Here is a 17,089-nt window from a genome sequence, read left to right on the forward strand (position 1 = left end):
GGGAGCTACCCCATGCCCTTCTGGCTCGAACTCCTGATCTGCGCCCTGCTGCTCATCGGCAGCAGCTTCGCCCTCATCGGCGCCATCGGCCTGTACCGGCTGCCGGACTTCTTCATGCGCCTGCACGGTCCGACCAAGGCCACCACCCTGGGCGTGGGCAGCACCATCATCGCCTCGATGCTGTTCTTCAGCAGCCAGGGCGAAGGTCTCAGCCTGCACGAGTTGCTGATCGCCCTGTTCATCTTCATCACCGCGCCGGTCAGCGCCCATATGCTGGCGCGCGCCGCCATCCAGCAGAAGGTCAAGCAGGTGGAGCGCACCGACGGCCAGCCCTGGCGCTAGGCTGACCGCGCACCACTCGCCGCAGGCGGTCCTAGCGACCGCCGCTGACCTTGCTGAAGTCCTGCCGCCCGAAGGGATTGGGCTGATAGCCCTCGACGCCGCTCTTGGCCAGCACCGTTACCGTCGGATGGGCCAACGGCAGCCACAGCGCCTGGTCGTGGATGATGCGCTGCGCCTGGTGGTACACCGTGGCCCGGGCCATCTGGTCGGACAGGGTCTTGCCCTTGCTGATGGCGCCATCCAGGGTCTTGTCGCAATAACGGGCGAAGTTCAGCCCCGACTGCACCGAGGCGCAGGAGAATTGCGGTGTCAGGTAGTTGTCCGGGTCGCCATTGTCGCCAGCCCAGCCCATGAACAGCAGATCGTGTTCGCCGGTCTTGGCGCGGCGGATCAATTCGCCCCATTCGATCACCTGGATCTGGGCATCGACGCCGATCTTCTTCAGGTCGGCCTGCAGCATCTGGGCACCCAGTTGCGGATTGGGATTGAGCAGGCTGCCGCTGGGGCGCGTCCAGATGGTGGTCTTGAAACCGTCCTTGAGGCCCGCCTGGGCCAGCAGCGTCTTGGCCTTGGCTGGGTCATAGGGGTAGGCCGGCACGTCCTTGGCATAGCCCCAGGTGGTGGGCGGATAGACGTTGTCGGCGGCCACCGCGGTGTCCTGGAATACCGCTTTCAGATAGCTCTGCTTGTCGAACGCCAGGTTGATGGCCTGGCGCACCTTGATGTTGTCCAGCGGCGGATGGGTGGTGTTGATACCCACGAAGGCGGTCATGAAGGCCGGCGTCTGCAGCACCTGCAGGCTCTTGTCCTCATGGGCGCTCTGCAGATCCTGGGGCTTGGGTGACAGGGCGATCTGGCATTCGCCGCGCTTGAGTCGCTGCAGGCGCACCGCCGAATCCGGGGTGATGGCATAGATCAGGCCATCCAGCTTGGGCTTGCCGGCGAAGTAGTCCGGATTGGCGGCGTAACGCACCACGGCATCCTTCTGATAGCGATTGAAGACGAAGGGACCGGTACCGATGGGCTCGTCGTTGAGCTGGGCGGTCTTGCCGGCCTTGAGCAGCTGAGCGGCGTATTCGGCGGAATAGATGGAGGCGAAGCCCATGCTCAGGGTCGGCAGGAAGGTGGCGTCCGGGCTGTTGAGAACGATGCGCACGCCGAGGTCGCTGGTCTTTTCCACGCGCTTGATCAGCTTGGGCCACTGCATCGACTGGGCATGGGGATAGCCGCTCTTGGCCACCGCGTGCCAGGGATGATCCTTGTCCAGCATGCGCTGGAAGCTGAACACCACGTCGTCGGCCGTCAGGGTACGGCTGGGGGTGAAGTAGTCGGTCTGGTGAAACTTCACGTCCGGGCGCAGGGCGAAGTCGTAGGTAAGGCCGTCCGTGGAGATCGTCCAGCTCTGCGCCAGGCTCGGCACCAGCTTGGCTTCGCTGGCGTCGTATTCCACCAGCCGGTTCATCAGCACATCGGCCGAGGCGTTGGTGGTGGTCAGGGAGTTGTATTGCACCACGTCGAATCCATCCGGACTGGCTTCGGTGCAGACGCTGAGCGTGGCGGCCTGAGCCAGCAGGGGCGCGAAGAGCAGAGGCAAGGCGGCGAAACGCATGAACGATTCCTTGTAGATCCGAGGTGGGCAGACGACACGCGCTTAGCGGGCAGCGGCTGACAGGGCGCTGTGGGCGGCCGTCTGGCGGACGTGGATTGAGTGTGGCACGCGCTCTAAACTAGACCACCCGTCCGTCCGTCACAATGCTTCTCACCGACGAACGGTTGACATTCCGGCCAGGCCCACACGGCGGCCGGTCCGTAGGCATTTCATCCGTCGCCCTACCTTGTTATCCCTGGGTGCTTCTGGTATAAAACAGCGCTCTTTTTTCGGGGTATGGCCGCTTCAGGTCCCCGGCGTTTGCCGGCTCTCCCCGTCAAAACAGGAATCAATACAGTTACAAGCGGCCAACCCATGCCGGGTTTGGCATGAGGTTTATGAGGGCTGAGCCATGTCGAGAGTTTGCCAAGTAACCGGTAAGGGTCCGATTACTGGGAACAACGTTTCCCACGCTAACAACAAAACCCGTCGTCGTTTCCTGCCGAATCTGCAGCATCACCGTTTCTGGGTAGAATCCGAGAAGCGCTTCGTGCGTCTGCGCGTTTCTGCCAAGGGCATGCGTATCATCGACAAGCGCGGTATCGAAACCGTACTGTCCGAGCTGCGTAGCCGCGGCGAAAAATTCTAAGGGGATTCGTCATGCGTGAATTGATCCGTTTGATTTCCAGTGCCGGCACCGGTCACTTCTACACCACTGACAAGAACAAGCGCACCAAGCCCGAAAAGATCGAAATCAAGAAATTCGATCCGGTCGTGCGCAAGCATGTCATGTACAAGGAAGGCAAGATCAAGTAATTGATCGCCCCTTGAACAAGAAACCCGCCTCGGCGGGTTTTTTGTTGTCTGGCGCCTGGCCCGGCGGTGGCGCCGCCGGAGCCTGATCAACGGCTTACTTGAACTGGCCGGTCAGCTCGCGCAGGGCGGCTTCGGCGCCGAGGATCTTCTGCATGCACTCCCGCGCCTTGGTCGGATCTATGTTCAGCCGCGCATAGAGATCGTCGGGAATGGCCTGCGCGGGGCCGTTGCCGATGCCTTCGCCGCGCAGCAGCTGCACCGCGAGAAAGATCAGGTTGGGATAGACCGCCTGCTCGCCCTGGTAGGCCGGGTCGCCCTGGAAGCGCAGCGCCGTCACCACCTCTTCGGGCATCTCCCAGCAGCGCATCAGGGCCGCGCCGATCTGCTCGCGGGTGATGCCCAGCAGGTGATGCTCGATGACCTGGTGATCCAGCTGGCGGTTGGCCTCCAGGTGGCGGCAGATCAGCGAGAAGTGCGGCGGAAAGACATGGGCCAGCACCAGGTAGCCGAAGTTGTGCAGCAGGCCGCCCAGGTAGGCCAGGCCCATCTCCGGGCGTTCCGCGCGCGGCATGGCGCGCGCCAGGCCCTCGATCAGGGCGGCCGTGTAGATGGCCTGTTTCCAGTAGGGCGTTTCCTGCTGGGCCTGGTCGCTGGGCAGGCTCAGGGTCTTGCCCAGGGCCAGGCCAAGGGCCAGGTTGATCACCAGGTCGAAACCCAGCACCCGCACGATGGCGTCTTCCACCGAGCGGATCTTGCCGGGCGCGGCATAGTAGGGCGAAGCCGCCCAGCTGATCACCTGGGCCGCCAGGGCCGGATCGGTCTCCACCACATTGGCCAGGTCGTCCACCGTGGCCTCGGGATCGACGCGCAGCTTGATGACCTTTTCCGCGGTCTTGGACAGGGGCGGAATCTCCAGGGTCTCTTCCAGACGCTGGCGGATGCGCCGCGCGGTAAAGGCGGTGGCGGCATGGAGGATTTCCGCTTCGTCTCGCTCCGGTTGCCGCAGATTCGGCTGGATACCGGCCGCCGGGATGCCGAAGCTGCCCGCGGTCGCCTGACTCAGCAGACAGCGATAGTCAGATGTTTCCACTTCCAACAGTAGCGAGCGCTCACCGGATTCCAACAGCAGGCGCGGTGCCTCCAGCAGGCGCTCGTCATACAGGCAGGGGGAATTGGTCAGCGACGGCAACCCTGGCAGGACGTCCAATTCGTAGCGCTCCAGGGTGCGCATCAGCCGCTCCGGCGCCACCACCGCCAGCTGCCGCCCGGTGAATTCCACCAGCCGGCGCAGATCCAGCAGCTGATTCTCGGGCAACAGCACCAGCAGCATGCCGACGCTGTCGCTCAAGAGCACCGTGTGCACCCGGTTCGCCTGCGGCTGACGCGTCGTCGCCGGGACCGGCCGATAGGCCAGGTTCAACTGGGCGAGCAACTGCTGGATCGAAGGGGGGACCTCAGGGAGGGGCGAAGCGAGCGCTACATCGGTCATGGCATTTTCTTCCTCACGTACGCCTTGGAGTATAACCATTCGGCTCCGTAGGTAGCGTCGTCTGTATAAGCTTTGTCAAACCTGGCCGTATTGCTGCCCATGGCGCAACCAGCGCTCCAGCAGCGGAGCGGCATGGCTTGGCCAGCGTGCCAGCAGCTCCTGGGCGGCGTCGCGCACCGCCGGCAGCCAGTGGGCATCGCGCATCAGATCGGCCACCTTGAATTGCAACAGGCCGGTCTGGCGGGTGCCAAGCATCTCGCCGGGCCCCCGCAACTCCAGGTCCTTCTCGGCGATGATGAAGCCGTCGTTGGTCTCGCGCATGATGGCCAGGCGTTCGCGGCCGATCTGCGACAGCGGCGGATGGAACAGCAGCACGCAATGGCTGACCGCACTGCCCCGCCCGACACGGCCACGCAGCTGGTGCAACTGGGCCAGACCCAGGCGTTCGGGATTCTCGATGATCATCAGACTGGCGTTGGGCACGTCCACCCCCACCTCGATCACCGTGGTGGCCACCAGCAGCTGCAGGTTGCCGGCCTTGAATTCAGCCATCACCGCGGCCTTTTCCGCTGGCTTCATGCGCCCGTGGATCAAGCCGATGTGCAATTCAGCCAGGGCCAGCTGCAACTCCTCGTAGGTGGTCTCGGCCGCCTGGCAGGTGAGCTCCTCGGATTCCTCGATCAGGGTGCAGACCCAGTAGGCCTGACGGCCTTCGTGGCAGGCGGCGCGCACCCGCTCCACCACTTCCTCGCGGCGACTGTCGGTGACGCTCACGGTATTGACCGGCGTCCGCCCCGGCGGCAGCTCGTCGAGCACCGAGGTGTCCAGGTCGGCATAGGCGCTCATGGCCAGGGTGCGCGGGATGGGGGTGGCGGTCATGATCAGCTGGTGCGGCGCGAGACGGCCGTCGACGCCCTTCTGGCGCAGGGCCAGGCGCTGCTGCACGCCGAAGCGGTGCTGTTCGTCGATCACCACCAGGGCCAGGCGGGCGAAGCGCACCTCGTCCTGGAACAGCGCATGGGTGCCCACCACCATGGGCGCCCCGGCGGCGATGCGCTCCAGGGAGCTGGCACGGGCCTTGCCCTTGAGCTTGCCGGCCAGCCAGGCCACCTCGATGTCCAGAGCGGCGAACCAGCGCTGGAAGTTGAGGAAGTGCTGCTCGGCGAGGATCTCGGTGGGCGCCATCAGCGCCACCTGGTAGCCGGCCTCGATGGCCTGCAGGGCGGCCAGGGCGGCGACCACCGTCTTGCCCGCACCCACGTCGCCCTGCACCAGGCGCAGCATGGGCTCGGGCTGGGCCAGGTCATGGGCGATCTCGCGCCCGACGCGCTGCTGGGCACCGGTGGGTTTGAAGCCGAGGTTGTCCAGATAAAGCTGTGGCAGGCGCCGGGCCGCCGGCAGGGGCACCGCGCGCTGGGCGCGCAGGGTCTCGCGCAGGCGCTGCAGGGACAGCTGGTGGGTCAGCAATTCCTCGAAGACCAGCCGTTCCTGGGCCCAGTGGCGGCCCTCGGCCAGCTCTTCCAGGTCCGCATCCGGCGGCGGTCGGTGCAGATAGCGCAAGGCATCGGCCAGCGGCCCCAGGCGATAGTGCTCGGCCATCTCCGGCGGCAGCCAGTCGGGCAGGGATTCGGGACCGAGCCGCTCCAGCGTCTGGGCGCTGAGCTGGCGCAGGCGCAGCTGGGTGAGGCCTTCGGTGGTCGGGTAGATGGGCGTCAGCGTCTGCTCGACCGGCGCCGGAGCGTTCTCGTCCTGGGCGCGGTATTCGGGGTGATAGATCTCCAGGCCGGAAGCACCGGGACGCACCTCGCCATAGCAGCGCAGCAGGGTGCCGCGAGCCATCCCGTCCTTTTGCGCCTGGCTGAAGTGGAAGAATCTCAGCGACAGGGTGCCGCTGCCGTCCTGCAAGCGCACCAGCAGGCTGCGGCGGCGGCCCATGAGCACCTCGGCGGAGGCGACCATGCCCTCCACCACCGCGTCCTGCCCGGGCCGCAGGGCGCCAATGGGCACGATGCGGGTGCGATCCTGGTAGCGCAGCGGCAGGTGGAAGAGCACGTCCTGCAAGGTTTCCAGACCGACCCGCGCGAGCTTTTCCTGCAGGGCAGCGCCGACCCCCTTGAGGGCGGTGACCGGCGTCGCGGCCAGTTCACTCATGCCGGCTGCACGACGCCCTTGGCTTCAGGCCGCGCCACCGAGCAGAGGCGGACCGAGTCGGCCAGCACCTCGATGGCCTTTGGCCGCGGAAAGCTGGCGCGCCAGGCGATGGCCACGGTGCGATAGGGCACCGGCCGCTCGAAAGGCCGTACCTCGATGATCCCGGGGGCATAGTGGTGACTCTCCACCGCCGAGAACGGTAGCACCGAGACGCCCAGACCCGAGGCCACCATGTGGCGAATGGTTTCCAGCGAGGAGGATTCCACCGTGGAATTCTTGTTTTCCTCGTGCTTGCGCACGGTCGGACAGGCTTCCAGGACCTGGTCGCGGAAGCAGTGACCCTCGCCCAGCAGCAGCAGACTCTTGTCGCTGAGCTGGTTCTGCGGAATGGCCTTGAGCTTGGTCCAGGGGTGCCGCGCCGGCATCATCACGTAGAAGGGCTCGTCGTACAGCGGCAGGGTCAGGACGTCCGGCTCGTTGAACGGCAGGGCGAGGATGACGGCGTCCAGCTCACCGGTGCGCAGCTTGTCGCGCAGCAGGTGAGTGAAGTTTTCCTCGATGTACAGCGGCATCTCCGGCGCCACCCGGTTGAGCTGCGGGATGAGGTGCGGAAAGAGATAGGGCCCGATGGTATAGATGGCACCGATCTTCAGCGGCGCGGTGAGCTGGTTCTTGCCGGCCTGGGCCAGTTCGCGGATGCCCTGGGCCTGCTCCAGCACCTTCTGCGCCTGGGCGACGATGCCCTCGCCGGTAGGGGTGAGGCGCACGGCACTCTTGCTGCGCTCGAAGATCAGAATGCCCAGCTCGTCCTCGAGCTTCTTGACGCCGACCGACAGGGTCGGCTGGCTGACGTGGCAACGCTCGGCAGCTCGGCCAAAGTGCTGTTCCTGGGCGAGCGTGACGATATAGCGCAGTTCAGTCAGGGTCATAGTCAAATTCCATGGGTGGCCAGGCAATCTTAGCGGCTGTCTCTATCAACGGCCAAGCGCGACGGGCAGCTGCCTGCGCCTTCTGGTTGGACCGCGGGTACGCTCAGGCTACCCTGGCCGTCTGTCCAGGCCTTTGCAGAGGGAAACACCGATGAGCACCATTCTGATCGCCGGTTGCGGCGCTGTCGGCAGCCGTCTCGGCCTGCAACTGGTCGCCCAGGGCCACCGGGTCTTCGGCCTCAGGCGCAACGTCGCCGCCCTCCCCGCCGCGTTGCTGCCGGTGGCGGGCGATCTGGCCGACGCCATGCCACCGGCGGCCTGGCCGCGAGAGCCCATCGACCAGGTGGTCTATGCCACCGCCGCGACCCACCATGACGAAGCCGGCTATCGCGCCGCCTATGTCGACGGCCTACGCCACCTGCTGGACTGGCTGGCCGCCTGCGACCAGCGTCCGCAGCGGTTGCTGTTCGTTTCCAGCAGTGGCGTCTATGCCCAGGGCGACGGCGCCTGGGTCGACGAGACCGCCCCTGCCGAACCCGAGCGCTTTTCCGGACGCCTCCTGCGCGAGGCGGAGGACCTGGCGCTGGGCAGCGGCCTGCCCGCCACCGTGGTCCGCCTGACCGGCATCTACGGCCCGGGCCGCGAGGCGCTGCTGCGGCAGGTGCGCGAAGGCTCCCGGGTGACCCGCGAGCCGCCGCTGTATGGCAATCGCATCCATGTCGAGGACGCTGCCGGCCTGCTGGCGCTGCTGTTGCAGCGGGATCGCGAAGGGGTCGCCCTGGAAGCGCTCTATCTGGGCGTGGACGACGATCCGGCGCCGCTGGACGAGGTAGTGGACTGGCTGCGGGCGCGCCTGGGCATCACCTTCTGGTCCGACGAAGCCCAGCTGCGCCGCGCCGGCAGCAAGAGGTGCAGCAACGCCCGCGCCCGGGCGCTGGGCTGGACGCCCCGCTACCCCAGCTATCGCGAAGGCTACGCGGCCATTCTCGACCGCTGAAACGACAGAGCCCGACACAGGGTCGGGCTCCGTTCTCAGCTAGCTAGCCACTCAGTCACGCAGGGCTTCGCCGCGGGTGGCCTGAGGACGCTCCTCGACCTTGGCGGTGCTCTTCAGGTGCGGCAGGGCGGCCCAGTAGGCGGCGCCCTTCTCGGCGTCGTAGAGGCCTTCCCACTTGGCGATGACCAGGGCGGCCAGGGCATTGCCGATCACGTTCAGGGCGGTGCGCGCCATGTCCATGATGCGGTCCACGCCGGCGATGAAGGCCAGGCCTTCCAGCGGAATGCCGACGCTGCCCAGGGTGGCCAGCAGTACCACGAAGGAGACACCCGGCACGCCGGCGATGCCCTTGGAGGTGACCATCAGGGTCAGCACCAGCAGCAACTGCTGGCTCAGCGACAGGTCGATGCCATAGAGCTGGGCGATGAACAGCGCCGCGATGCTCTGGTAGAGGGTGGAACCGTCGAGGTTGAAGGAGTAGCCGGTGGGCACCACGAAGCTGGTAATGGCCTTGGGTGCGCCATAGGCCTCCATCTTCTCGATGATGCGCGGCAGCACGGTTTCCGAGCTGGCAGTGGAATAGGCCAGGATCAGCTCGTCCTTGAGGATGCGGATGATGCGGAAGATCGAGAAGCCGAACAGCTTGGCCACCAAGCCCAGCACGCCGAGGGCGAAGAAGCCGATGGCCACGTAGACCAGCACCACCAGCTTGGCCAGCGGCAGCAGGGAAGCGAAGCCGAAGTTGGCCACGGTCACCGCGATCAGGGCGAAGACGCCGATGGGGGCGTAGTTCATGATCATGTGGGTGACCTTGAACATGGCTTCGGAAATGCCCTGAAAGACGCGTACCACCGGCTCGCGGGTGGCTTCCGGCAGAGCGCCCAGGCCCAGACCGAACATCACCGCGAAGAAGATGATCGGCAGCATCTCGCCGCGGGCGACGGCGGCGAAGACGTTGGACGGGATCAGGTTGAGGATGGTCGCGATGAAGGCGTGGTCATGCTGCACTTCCGCGGTGGTCTTCTGGTACTGGGAGATGTCGGTGGTGCCCAGGGTGCTCATGTCGATGCCGGCGCCAGGCTGCACGCTGTCGGCGAAGAACAGGCCGACGACGATGGCCAGGGTGGTGACGATCTCGAAGTAGAGGATGGTCTTGAGGCCGATACGACCGAGCTTCTTGGAGTCGCCGACGCCGGCGATGCCAACCACCAGGGTAGCGATGACGATGGGCACCACGATCATCTTGATCAGCCGGATGAAGATGTCGCCGGCCGGCTTGAGAACGTTCGAGATCCACCAGGCCTTCTCGGCGCTGAAGTGGTTGAGCAGTGCGCCGACGGCGATCCCCAGCACGAGGCCGATGAGGATCTGCCACGCGAGGCTGAGCTTGGGCTTGGTCATGTACCGACACCTTTGTTCTATTTGGATGGAGTTCGGGACGAACGTCACCGTGCCGGGTCGTGATGCGCAAAGCGCATGCAACGCCAACGTGGAGGGTGCGTTCAGGCTGCGGAAACGGTGCTCGAAAAGGACGAGGAGCACCAAGGCGTCACACTTTTGCCAGAGGGTAACGGGGTATGTCTAATGCCGCTGTCGCCTGCCCTATGCCGTTCCGGCATGAGGTGTCCCGAAAGGGCCGCGCAGCATACAGGCACTGGCGCCTTGCACGCCAGGCATACAGAGGCGCCGCTCATCGCGGCGCCTCCTGGAGATCAGCCGTTGAAGGTGGAAGGATCCGGACCCAGACGCTTGTCCTGATTCAGCCCGACGATCTGCCGCAAGTCCTCGTCGTCCAGGGTAAAGTCGAAGATCTGCATGTTCTCTTCGATGCGCTTGGGCGTCTTGGATTTGGGAAAGATGATGTTGCCCAGCTGGATGTGCCAGCGCAGCACCACCTGGGCCGGCGTCTTGCCGTGCTTGGCCGCTAGCTGTTGCAGGATCGGGCTGCCCAGCAACTCGCCGCCCTGAGCCAGCGGACTCCAGGCCTCGGTGGCGATGCCCTTGTAGGTGTTGAAGTCACGCAGCTCCTGCTGCTGCAGCAGCGGATGGCACTCGATCTGGTTGACCACCGGCACCACGCCGGTCTCGGTCAGCAGGGTCTCGATGTCGGCCTGGCGGAAGTTGGAGACACCGATGGACTTCACCCGACCCTGGTTGCGCAATTCGATCAGCGCCTTCCAACTGTCGAGGAACAGGCCCTTTTCCGGCAGCGGCCAGTGGATCAGATAGAGGTCGACATGCTCCAGGCCCAGCTTGGCCAGACTGGTGTCGAAGGCGCGCAGGGCGCTGTCGTAGCCCTGGTCGGCATTCCACAGCTTGGTGGTGATGAACAGCTCGTCACGCGGCAGACCGGCCTGGGCGATGGCCTGGCCGACGCCCTCTTCGTTGCCATAGATGGCGGCGGTATCGATGTGTCGATAACCCAGGTCGAGGGCCGTCTTGACCACCTGGGCGGTCTCTTCGGCCGGGGTCTGCCAGACCCCCAGACCGAATTGCGGAATGTGGTGACCGTCGTTGAGCTGAAGACGGGTGATCGCGGACATGCGTCGCTCCTCTGGAATGGATGGGGTACCAGAGGTGTGACTGGCGGCGGTGGCCTTTTGCTCCCGATCAGTCGAGGCGCATGGCCTCAGGCACGCTGTAGCTTTCCACCCAGCCCAGCACGGTACGGCCATCCCGCTGCAGCTCGATGCGCTTCCAACGCTGGAAGGAACGGGTCTCGATCACCCGCACCTGGGTATCGCCGTCCAGCCGTACCAGGGTGTTGCGCGCGCGCTCGCGACTACGGTCGTAGACGAAGGGCCACTTGAGGACATCGACCGAACCGCGCAGCATCCAGCCCTGCCCTTCTTCGGCGAAGCGAAAGGACACGCCACCCTCGGCGCGCGCCAGGTTGCTGCCCAGCAGCAGCACGGACGCCACCAGCAGTGAGGGGAGGATACGGCGAAGGGTCGAAAGGACATTCGGGGTCATGCAGGCCTCGTCTGTGGCACCAAAAAAACAGCGCCCGAATCGGACGCTGCGAGGGTAGACCCCTTGGTGTGGCAAACGACTGCAGGCTTTGCCCGAGAAATGCCAAATGGCCAGCATTCCCGGACAAAACCCTTAGCGCAATGATCAGGCCGCGCTGAACAGCTTGTGCGGATCGATGACGAATTTCTTCGGTACGCCCGAATCGAATTCGCTGTAGCCGCGGGGTGCCTCGTCCAGGGTGATCACCTGCACGCCGACGATGTCGGCGATCTTGATGCGATCCCACATGATGGCCTGCATCAGCTGACGGTTGTACTTCATCACCGGGGTCTGGCCGGTGTGGAAGCTGTGGGACTTGGCCCAGCCCAGACCGAAGCGGATGCTCAGGGCACCCTGCTTGGCCGCGGCGTCGACGGCGCCCGGATCGTCGGTGACGTACAGACCGGGGATGCCGATCTTGCCGGCCACCCGCACGATGCCCATCAGCGAGTTCAGCACGGTGGCCGGGGCCTCGCTCTTGGCGCCTTCGTGACCATGGCCACGGGCCTCGAAGCCAACGGCATCGACGGCGCAATCCACTTCCGGAGTGCCCAGCAGCGCGGCGATCTGCTCGTGCAGCGGGGTGTCCAGGGACAGGTCGGCGATCTCGAAGCCCTGGGCCTTGGCGTGGGCCAGGCGCACTGGGTTGACGTCGCCGACGATGACCACGGCGGCGCCCAGCAGGCGAGCCGAGGCGGCAGCGGCGAGGCCGACCGGACCGGCACCCGCTACATAGACGCTGGTGCCCGGACCGACGCCGGCGGTGACGGCGCCGTGGTAGCCGGTGGGCAGGATGTCGGACAGGCAGGTCAGGTCACGGATCTTTTCCATGGCCGCGTCGCGATTCGGCAGCTTGAGCAGGTTGAAGTCGGCATAGGGGACCAGCACGTATTCGGCCTGGCCACCGACCCAGCCGCCCATGTCGACGTAGCCGTAGGCACCGCCGGCACGCGAGGGGTTGACGGTCAGGCAGACCCCGGTGTCCTGCTCCTTGCAGGTGCGGCAGCGACCGCAGGCGACGTTGAAGGGCACCGAGACCAGGTCGCCGACCTTGAGGGTCTCGACGTCGCGGCCCGCTTCGATGACCTCACCGGTGATCTCGTGGCCGAGCACCAGGCCTTCGGGGGCAGTGGTCCGGCCACGCACCATGTGCTGGTCGGAACCACAGATGTTGGTGGACACCACGCGCAGGATCACGCCGTGGTCGATACGCTTGCCCTGCGGGGTTTCCATCTTCGGATAGGGGATGGTCTGCACCTCGACCTTGCCCGCGCCCAGATAGACGACGCCACGATTACCGGACATGTTGCACCTCGCTATTTTTGTTGGACTGGCTCTGGGCGTTGTCGGAAAAGTGCCTGCGCCTCGGCGATGCGGCGTCAAAAATCAGCTCGGAATGCTCATTTACCGGTCGTAAACTCCGCTTCCTCGCCGATTTTTTCCTTGCCTCACCTTCGCTCGGCGACTTTTCAAACAAGCCGTAGCGGTTCGAGCCTAGTCCTCGCGAAGCGTGGCGTCTGTGGGGATGGCGTTTTTGGCCATGCCGAGGTCGCCCTGGCGGGTCGTCCTGGCGAACCCGTTCACGCCGCCGGTGCAGGTGGCGTGAACGGCCGGGGTCAGGCGGGCGCCAAGGCGGCGGCGCGGCGCTCGCGGCTGAGCAGGTAGCAGCCGATGCCCACGCCCAGCAGGGCCAGCCCCATGACGTACCAGGCCGGGCCCAGCGGATGCTGCTTGAGCATCAGGGTGACGACCATGGGGGTCAGGCCGCCAAAGATGGCGTAGGCCACGTTGTAGGAGAAGGACAGGCCCGAGAAGCGCACCTTGGGCGGGAAGGCCAGCACCATCACTCGCGGCACGCCGCCGATGACGCCGACCGCTGCACCGGCCAGGGCATAGAGCGGGAATAGCCACTCCGGGTGGATCTTCAGACCGGCATAGAGCGCCCAGCTGGCCACCGCCAGGATCAGGCCGCCGACGATGAACACCGGACCGCTGCCGAAGCGATCGGACAGGGCACCGGAGACGATGCAGCCCAGGGTCAGGAAGACGATGGCCAGGCTGTTGGCCTTGAGCGCCAGGGCGGCGGAGAAGCCGTACTGGGTCTGCAGCAGGGTCGGGGTCATGAGGATGACCACCACGATGCCGGCGGTGAGCATCCAGGTCAGCAGCATGGACAGCACCACGCTGCTGCGGTGGTCACGCAGCACCGCCTTGAGCGGCACTTCCTCGGCCAGCGACTTGTGGATCGCCAGCTCGGCGAACACCGGCGTCTCGTGCAGCCAGCGGCGCAGATAGACCGAGAACAGGCCGAAGACCCCGCCGATCAGGAAGGGGAAGCGCCAGGCGTAGTCGGCCACCTCCACGGGGGTGAAGACGGTGTTGATCAGGGTCGCCATCAGCGAGCCGAGCAGGATGCCGAAGGTGAGACCGGCGGTCAGGGTGCCGCAGGCATAGCCGACGTGCTTGCCGGGCACGTGTTCGGAGACGAACACCCAGGCACCGGGCACCTCGCCGCCGATGGCCGCGCCCTGGATTATGCGCAGCACCAGCAGCAGGATGGGAGCGGCCACGCCGATCTGGGCGTAGGTGGGCATCAGGCCCATGCCAAGGGTCGGCAGCGCCATCATGAAGATGCTCAGGGTGAACATCTTCTTGCGTCCGAGCAGGTCGCCGAAGTGGGCCATGATGATGCCGCCCAGCGGGCGGGCCAGGTAGCCGGCGGCGAAGATGCCGAAGGTCTGCATCTGCCGCAGCCATTCGGGCATGTCGGCGGGAAAGAACAGCTTCCCCACCACCGCGGCGAAGAAGACGAAGATGACGAAGTCGTAGAACTCCAGCGCGCCGCCGAGAGCGGACAGCGAGAGGGTCTTGTAGTCGTTGCGGCCCAGAGGGCGCGACGTGAGCGGCGCGGAGGCGGATTGCAGTTTCATCGAGGATCCCGGACAAGAGAGGAGCGCAAAGGAAATTCGGCCTCTGGCATCCCTCCGGGTGTAGCGGACAAGACGCGGCCCCGAGTGACCGTCCGCCTGGGGCGGCTGGCAGGGATCGGGCGGGTCGCCGGATGGGCGCCGGACCTGCACCGCGCCGCCTGCGCTCTTGTGGAGCACGGCAGCAGCAGGTCTACCGATCATTACCTGATCATCGGACGTGCACGACCCTCTGGATTGCCTGGCCGTGCACGGTCTCCACGATAGCAAATCCGCAAGGAATTTCCGCTATTCATTCAGTGCCCATTCAGGGCTCATCTGCCGAGCTATGCCTGTTCCATCCTGGTGCAAAAGCGGTCGAGCCGCCCTGCCCCAGGCGTTATACTGTAGCCCCCTAACGATCTCCCCAGAGAGATTGGCAGCATTCTTGCGTGCAGATGCTGAACGTTACCTACCTATCCGGGCTCCCGAGGGCCCTGTCATGATCGAAGAGCTCGAACAAGAAGATCCCATCCCCCAGGGCGACCTGGCCATGCAGATCACCGCTCTGCCCCGCGAGACCAACGGCTTCGGCGACATCTACGGCGGCTGGCTGGTGGCCCAGATGGACCTGGCCGGCAGTGCCATGGCCAGTCGTCTGGCCGCTGGTCGGGTGGCCACGGTGGCCATCGACCGCATGGCCTTCATGACGCCGGTGCCCGTGGGCGCACAGCTCTCCTTCTATACCAACACGCTGGAAGTGGGCCGTAGCTCCATCCAGATCCTCATCGAGGTCTGGAGCGACGATCCGCTGTCCAGCGAGTGGAGCAAGGTCACCGAGGCGGTGTTCGTCTTCGTCGCCATCGACGGTAGCGGTCGCACCCGCCCGTTGCCCGCGCGGCGCTAGCGCGGCCTCGCCAGGCCACTAAGGCTCTTGGGCCAGCGGCGCCTCGCGCACCTTGGTCGGTCGGCCGTGGCGGATGCCTTCGACCTGCTCCAGCGCCTGCCGGACCTCGGCGGCGGTGGCCAGCAACCGATAGTCGAGGGTGAAGTCGCGCGTGCCGCCCGCCTCGATGCGCGGCACCAGCCCCAGGGCCCGCTGCTGGCTGCGGTTGTAGGAAAAGCTGGTGCCCGGCTCCAGGCCGGTGACATAGCCCGGGGCCTTGGCATCGGTGTGCTTCCACAGGGTGAAGACCGGCAATTCCCGCACATTGAAGGCCAGCGCCACCCCTTGGTGGGCACTGTGATCGTGCAGTACCGCCAGGCTATGCCCCTGGTCGTCGCCCCAGGGGTAGAGGTTGTAGACCGTCTCGCCATAGCCCGGCGTGGGTGCGCGATAGGTCTGCCATTCGCCCAGTTCCTGACGCGCCCGCGCATCGAAGGGTGACACCTCCCGCACCGGAGCGGCGAACCGTGAGCCCTGGCCGAGCAGCGGCGGACCGAAGTTGCTGTGATAGAGCACCTGGTACTCGGCGGTATGCGCCCCCTGGTTGGTCAGGCGGTCGTGCAGCGTGAAGCCGGTGGCCCCGGCGTGGGTGACCAGTTCGGTGTCGATGCGAAAGTTGGCCTGCTTGAAGGCCTCTTCGTGCAGCACGCCCTTGAGGCTGATGCGGTGCGGCGGCTGTTCGTCGATGGTCAGCACCACCTGGCTGGCCGGCAGATAACTGGCCCGTCCATGCAGGGTCAGCAGCTGTCCCCGGTCCATTCCCGGGTGACCGACCCACTCGAAGCCGGCGCGGGCCACCAATTCGTTGAAGCCTTCCAGCCAGCCTAGCCCGTTACGGCTTTCCAGATTGACGAAGGCCGGATTGACCACCTCGCGTACCGGAGAATCCCAGCCCAGTCGCAGGGTGCCGGCCTGGGCGCGCAAGACGTTCATGCCACGGGTCGCCACCACGGTGAGCTGCATAGCGCCGGTATCGATCTCGATCAGCACCGAGCCCTCCTGGCGCCCGCCACTCAGGCGGTGCATGCCGACGGTAAAGGCCAGGCCATCGCGCAGACCCAGGCGATCGCTGCTGATGCTCCAGTACTGCACCGGCTTGTCGGGAGCGATGAGGGTGTATTCCCAGGCCGAGGCGCTGACACTGGCAAGGAGCAGGAGACAGCCAGACAACAGACGAGCGTGGATCATGAAGTCCCCTTGGCAGCGCGGTCGACTTGAGTCTAGACCAGCCCGCGCCGGCCTGCAGACCCCCGCTCCAGACGCGACCAGAGGGACAAGACCCCTTATTCCCGTATAGGTTTGTTCAAGGAAATCAAAGGAATGGGTAAAGACAACCTTTACCATTCAAACGACCGTTCGGTACTTGCCAGGGCAGCGATTTTTGCCGAGGATCGGCTCGTCTCTACCACGGAGTGGACTCCATGAAACCTTCAGCCCTGTTCTTGTTGCTTGCCCTGGCGGGCGTTGCCCCGGCCTATGCGGGCAATACCGAAGCCGGACTCGGCGGCGCCGTGGGTGGCGTACTCGGTACCCTGGTCGGCCAGCAGGTCGGCGGCAGTACCGGTGCGGCCATCGGTGCCGGCGTGGGTGGTGCAGCAGGTGGCGTACTGGGCGCGGACCGGCGCAATCGCACCGAGGCCGCCATCGGCGGTGGCCTGGGCGCCGCGGGCGGCAACGTGATCGGCAATAGAGTCGGTGGCAGCACCGGTGGCCTGGTGGGCGCAGCCCTGGGTGGCGGTGCCGGCAGTGCCTTGGGCAACAATCTGGGCGACAGCGGTCGCGACGAGCGTGGCTATCGCGGCTACCGCGACCATCCCGGCAAGGGCTGGAAGCACGCCAAGCACAGACACAAACACTGGGATCGTTAATGAAAAACGCCCGGCATCGCCGGGCGTTTTCTTGTGCGCTCGATC

16 protein-coding genes are annotated in these 17,089 nt (G+C 65.6%); 6 read left to right on the forward strand and 10 right to left on the reverse strand.

Annotated features, from left to right (window positions below; genetic code table 11):
* The first annotated feature begins 12 nt into the window (after positions 1-12).
* Positions 13-342 (forward strand): Na+/H+ antiporter subunit G, encoded by a 330-nt coding sequence (locus LRS53_RS21095; RefSeq protein WP_093255117.1) that lies wholly within the window; start codon positions 13-15, stop codon positions 340-342.
* A gap of 31 nt (positions 343-373) precedes the next feature.
* Here LRS53_RS21095 and LRS53_RS21100 read toward each other — a convergent pair whose 3' ends face one another.
* The gene (locus tag LRS53_RS21100; protein ID WP_231357207.1) at positions 374-1,951 is read right to left on the reverse strand and encodes an ABC transporter substrate-binding protein; all 1,578 of its coding nucleotides are present in this window, start codon (positions 1,949-1,951) and stop codon (positions 374-376) included.
* 391 nt (positions 1,952-2,342) lie between these two features.
* On the opposite strand from LRS53_RS21100, the gene rpmB reads away from it, so the two are divergent.
* Together rpmB and rpmG are read left to right on the forward strand one after the other, a co-directional pair.
* A complete protein-coding gene (gene rpmB, locus LRS53_RS21105; RefSeq protein ID WP_007159903.1) occupies positions 2,343-2,579 on the forward strand; it encodes a 50S ribosomal protein L28 in 237 nt (78 codons plus the stop codon).
* Positions 2,580-2,590: 11 nt separating this feature from the next.
* Complete coding sequence (rpmG, locus tag LRS53_RS21110; protein ID WP_007159904.1) at positions 2,591-2,746, forward strand: 50S ribosomal protein L33; 156 nt, start codon at positions 2,591-2,593, stop codon at positions 2,744-2,746.
* A 94-nt stretch (positions 2,747-2,840) separates the two neighbouring features.
* Here rpmG and LRS53_RS21115 read toward each other — a convergent pair whose 3' ends face one another.
* The 3 genes from LRS53_RS21115 to LRS53_RS21125 form a co-directional block, all read right to left on the reverse strand.
* Positions 2,841-4,235 carry an aminoacyl-tRNA deacylase and HDOD domain-containing protein gene (locus LRS53_RS21115; RefSeq protein ID WP_231357208.1) on the reverse strand — a complete coding sequence of 465 codons (1,395 nt, stop codon included), beginning with the start codon at positions 4,233-4,235 and terminating at the stop codon, positions 2,841-2,843.
* 75 nt (positions 4,236-4,310) lie between these two features.
* Positions 4,311-6,386: an ATP-dependent DNA helicase RecG gene (recG, locus tag LRS53_RS21120; protein ID WP_231357209.1), complete on the reverse strand. Its 2,076-nt coding sequence runs from the start codon at positions 6,384-6,386 to the stop codon at positions 4,311-4,313.
* On the reverse strand, positions 6,383-7,315 hold the full coding sequence (locus tag LRS53_RS21125) for a hydrogen peroxide-inducible genes activator (protein ID WP_007159908.1): 933 nt from the start codon (positions 7,313-7,315) through the stop codon (positions 6,383-6,385). Before LRS53_RS21125 ends, recG begins: the two co-directional genes overlap by 4 nt.
* Positions 7,316-7,466: 151 nt before the next feature.
* Between LRS53_RS21125 and LRS53_RS21130 the strand changes: the two genes are divergently transcribed.
* The gene (locus tag LRS53_RS21130) at positions 7,467-8,312 is read left to right on the forward strand and encodes an NAD-dependent epimerase/dehydratase family protein (RefSeq protein ID WP_231357210.1); all 846 of its coding nucleotides are present in this window, start codon (positions 7,467-7,469) and stop codon (positions 8,310-8,312) included.
* Between the two features lie 51 nt (positions 8,313-8,363).
* Here LRS53_RS21130 and gltP read toward each other — a convergent pair whose 3' ends face one another.
* The 5 genes from gltP to LRS53_RS21155 all read right to left on the reverse strand — a co-directional run bounded on the left by gltP (position 8,364) and on the right by LRS53_RS21155 (position 14,248).
* A complete protein-coding gene (gene gltP, locus LRS53_RS21135) occupies positions 8,364-9,713 on the reverse strand; it encodes a glutamate/aspartate:proton symporter GltP (protein ID WP_133860023.1) in 1,350 nt (449 codons plus the stop codon).
* Positions 9,714-10,024: 311 nt separating this feature from the next.
* Entirely contained in the window at positions 10,025-10,855 is an 831-nt protein-coding gene (locus tag LRS53_RS21140) for an aldo/keto reductase (RefSeq protein ID WP_231357211.1), read from the reverse strand.
* A 67-nt stretch (positions 10,856-10,922) separates the two neighbouring features.
* Positions 10,923-11,285 carry a hypothetical protein gene (locus tag LRS53_RS21145; RefSeq protein ID WP_231357212.1) on the reverse strand — a complete coding sequence of 121 codons (363 nt, stop codon included), beginning with the start codon at positions 11,283-11,285 and terminating at the stop codon, positions 10,923-10,925.
* 144 nt (positions 11,286-11,429) lie between these two features.
* Positions 11,430-12,629: a formaldehyde dehydrogenase, glutathione-independent gene (fdhA, locus tag LRS53_RS21150; RefSeq protein WP_007159913.1), complete on the reverse strand. Its 1,200-nt coding sequence runs from the start codon at positions 12,627-12,629 to the stop codon at positions 11,430-11,432.
* Between the two features lie 311 nt (positions 12,630-12,940).
* Positions 12,941-14,248 (reverse strand): MFS transporter, encoded by a 1,308-nt coding sequence (locus tag LRS53_RS21155; RefSeq protein WP_231357255.1) that lies wholly within the window; start codon positions 14,246-14,248, stop codon positions 12,941-12,943.
* Between the two features lie 487 nt (positions 14,249-14,735).
* Between LRS53_RS21155 and LRS53_RS21160 the strand changes: the two genes are divergently transcribed.
* Positions 14,736-15,137: an acyl-CoA thioesterase gene (locus LRS53_RS21160; RefSeq protein WP_026083995.1), complete on the forward strand. Its 402-nt coding sequence runs from the start codon at positions 14,736-14,738 to the stop codon at positions 15,135-15,137.
* Positions 15,138-15,155: 18 nt separating this feature from the next.
* On the opposite strand, the gene LRS53_RS21165 is transcribed toward LRS53_RS21160, so the two are convergent.
* Positions 15,156-16,364 (reverse strand): aldose 1-epimerase family protein, encoded by a 1,209-nt coding sequence (locus LRS53_RS21165; protein ID WP_231357213.1) that lies wholly within the window; start codon positions 16,362-16,364, stop codon positions 15,156-15,158.
* Between the two features lie 233 nt (positions 16,365-16,597).
* Between LRS53_RS21165 and LRS53_RS21170 the strand changes: the two genes are divergently transcribed.
* Positions 16,598-17,044 carry a hypothetical protein gene (locus LRS53_RS21170; protein ID WP_231357214.1) on the forward strand — a complete coding sequence of 149 codons (447 nt, stop codon included), beginning with the start codon at positions 16,598-16,600 and terminating at the stop codon, positions 17,042-17,044.
* Positions 17,045-17,089: the final 45 nt, after the last annotated feature.

The sequence above is a fragment of the Pseudomonas sp. PLB05 genome, from assembly GCF_021106615.1.
GTDB classification, from domain to species: domain Bacteria; phylum Pseudomonadota; class Gammaproteobacteria; order Pseudomonadales; family Pseudomonadaceae; genus Chryseomonas; species Chryseomonas benzopyrenica.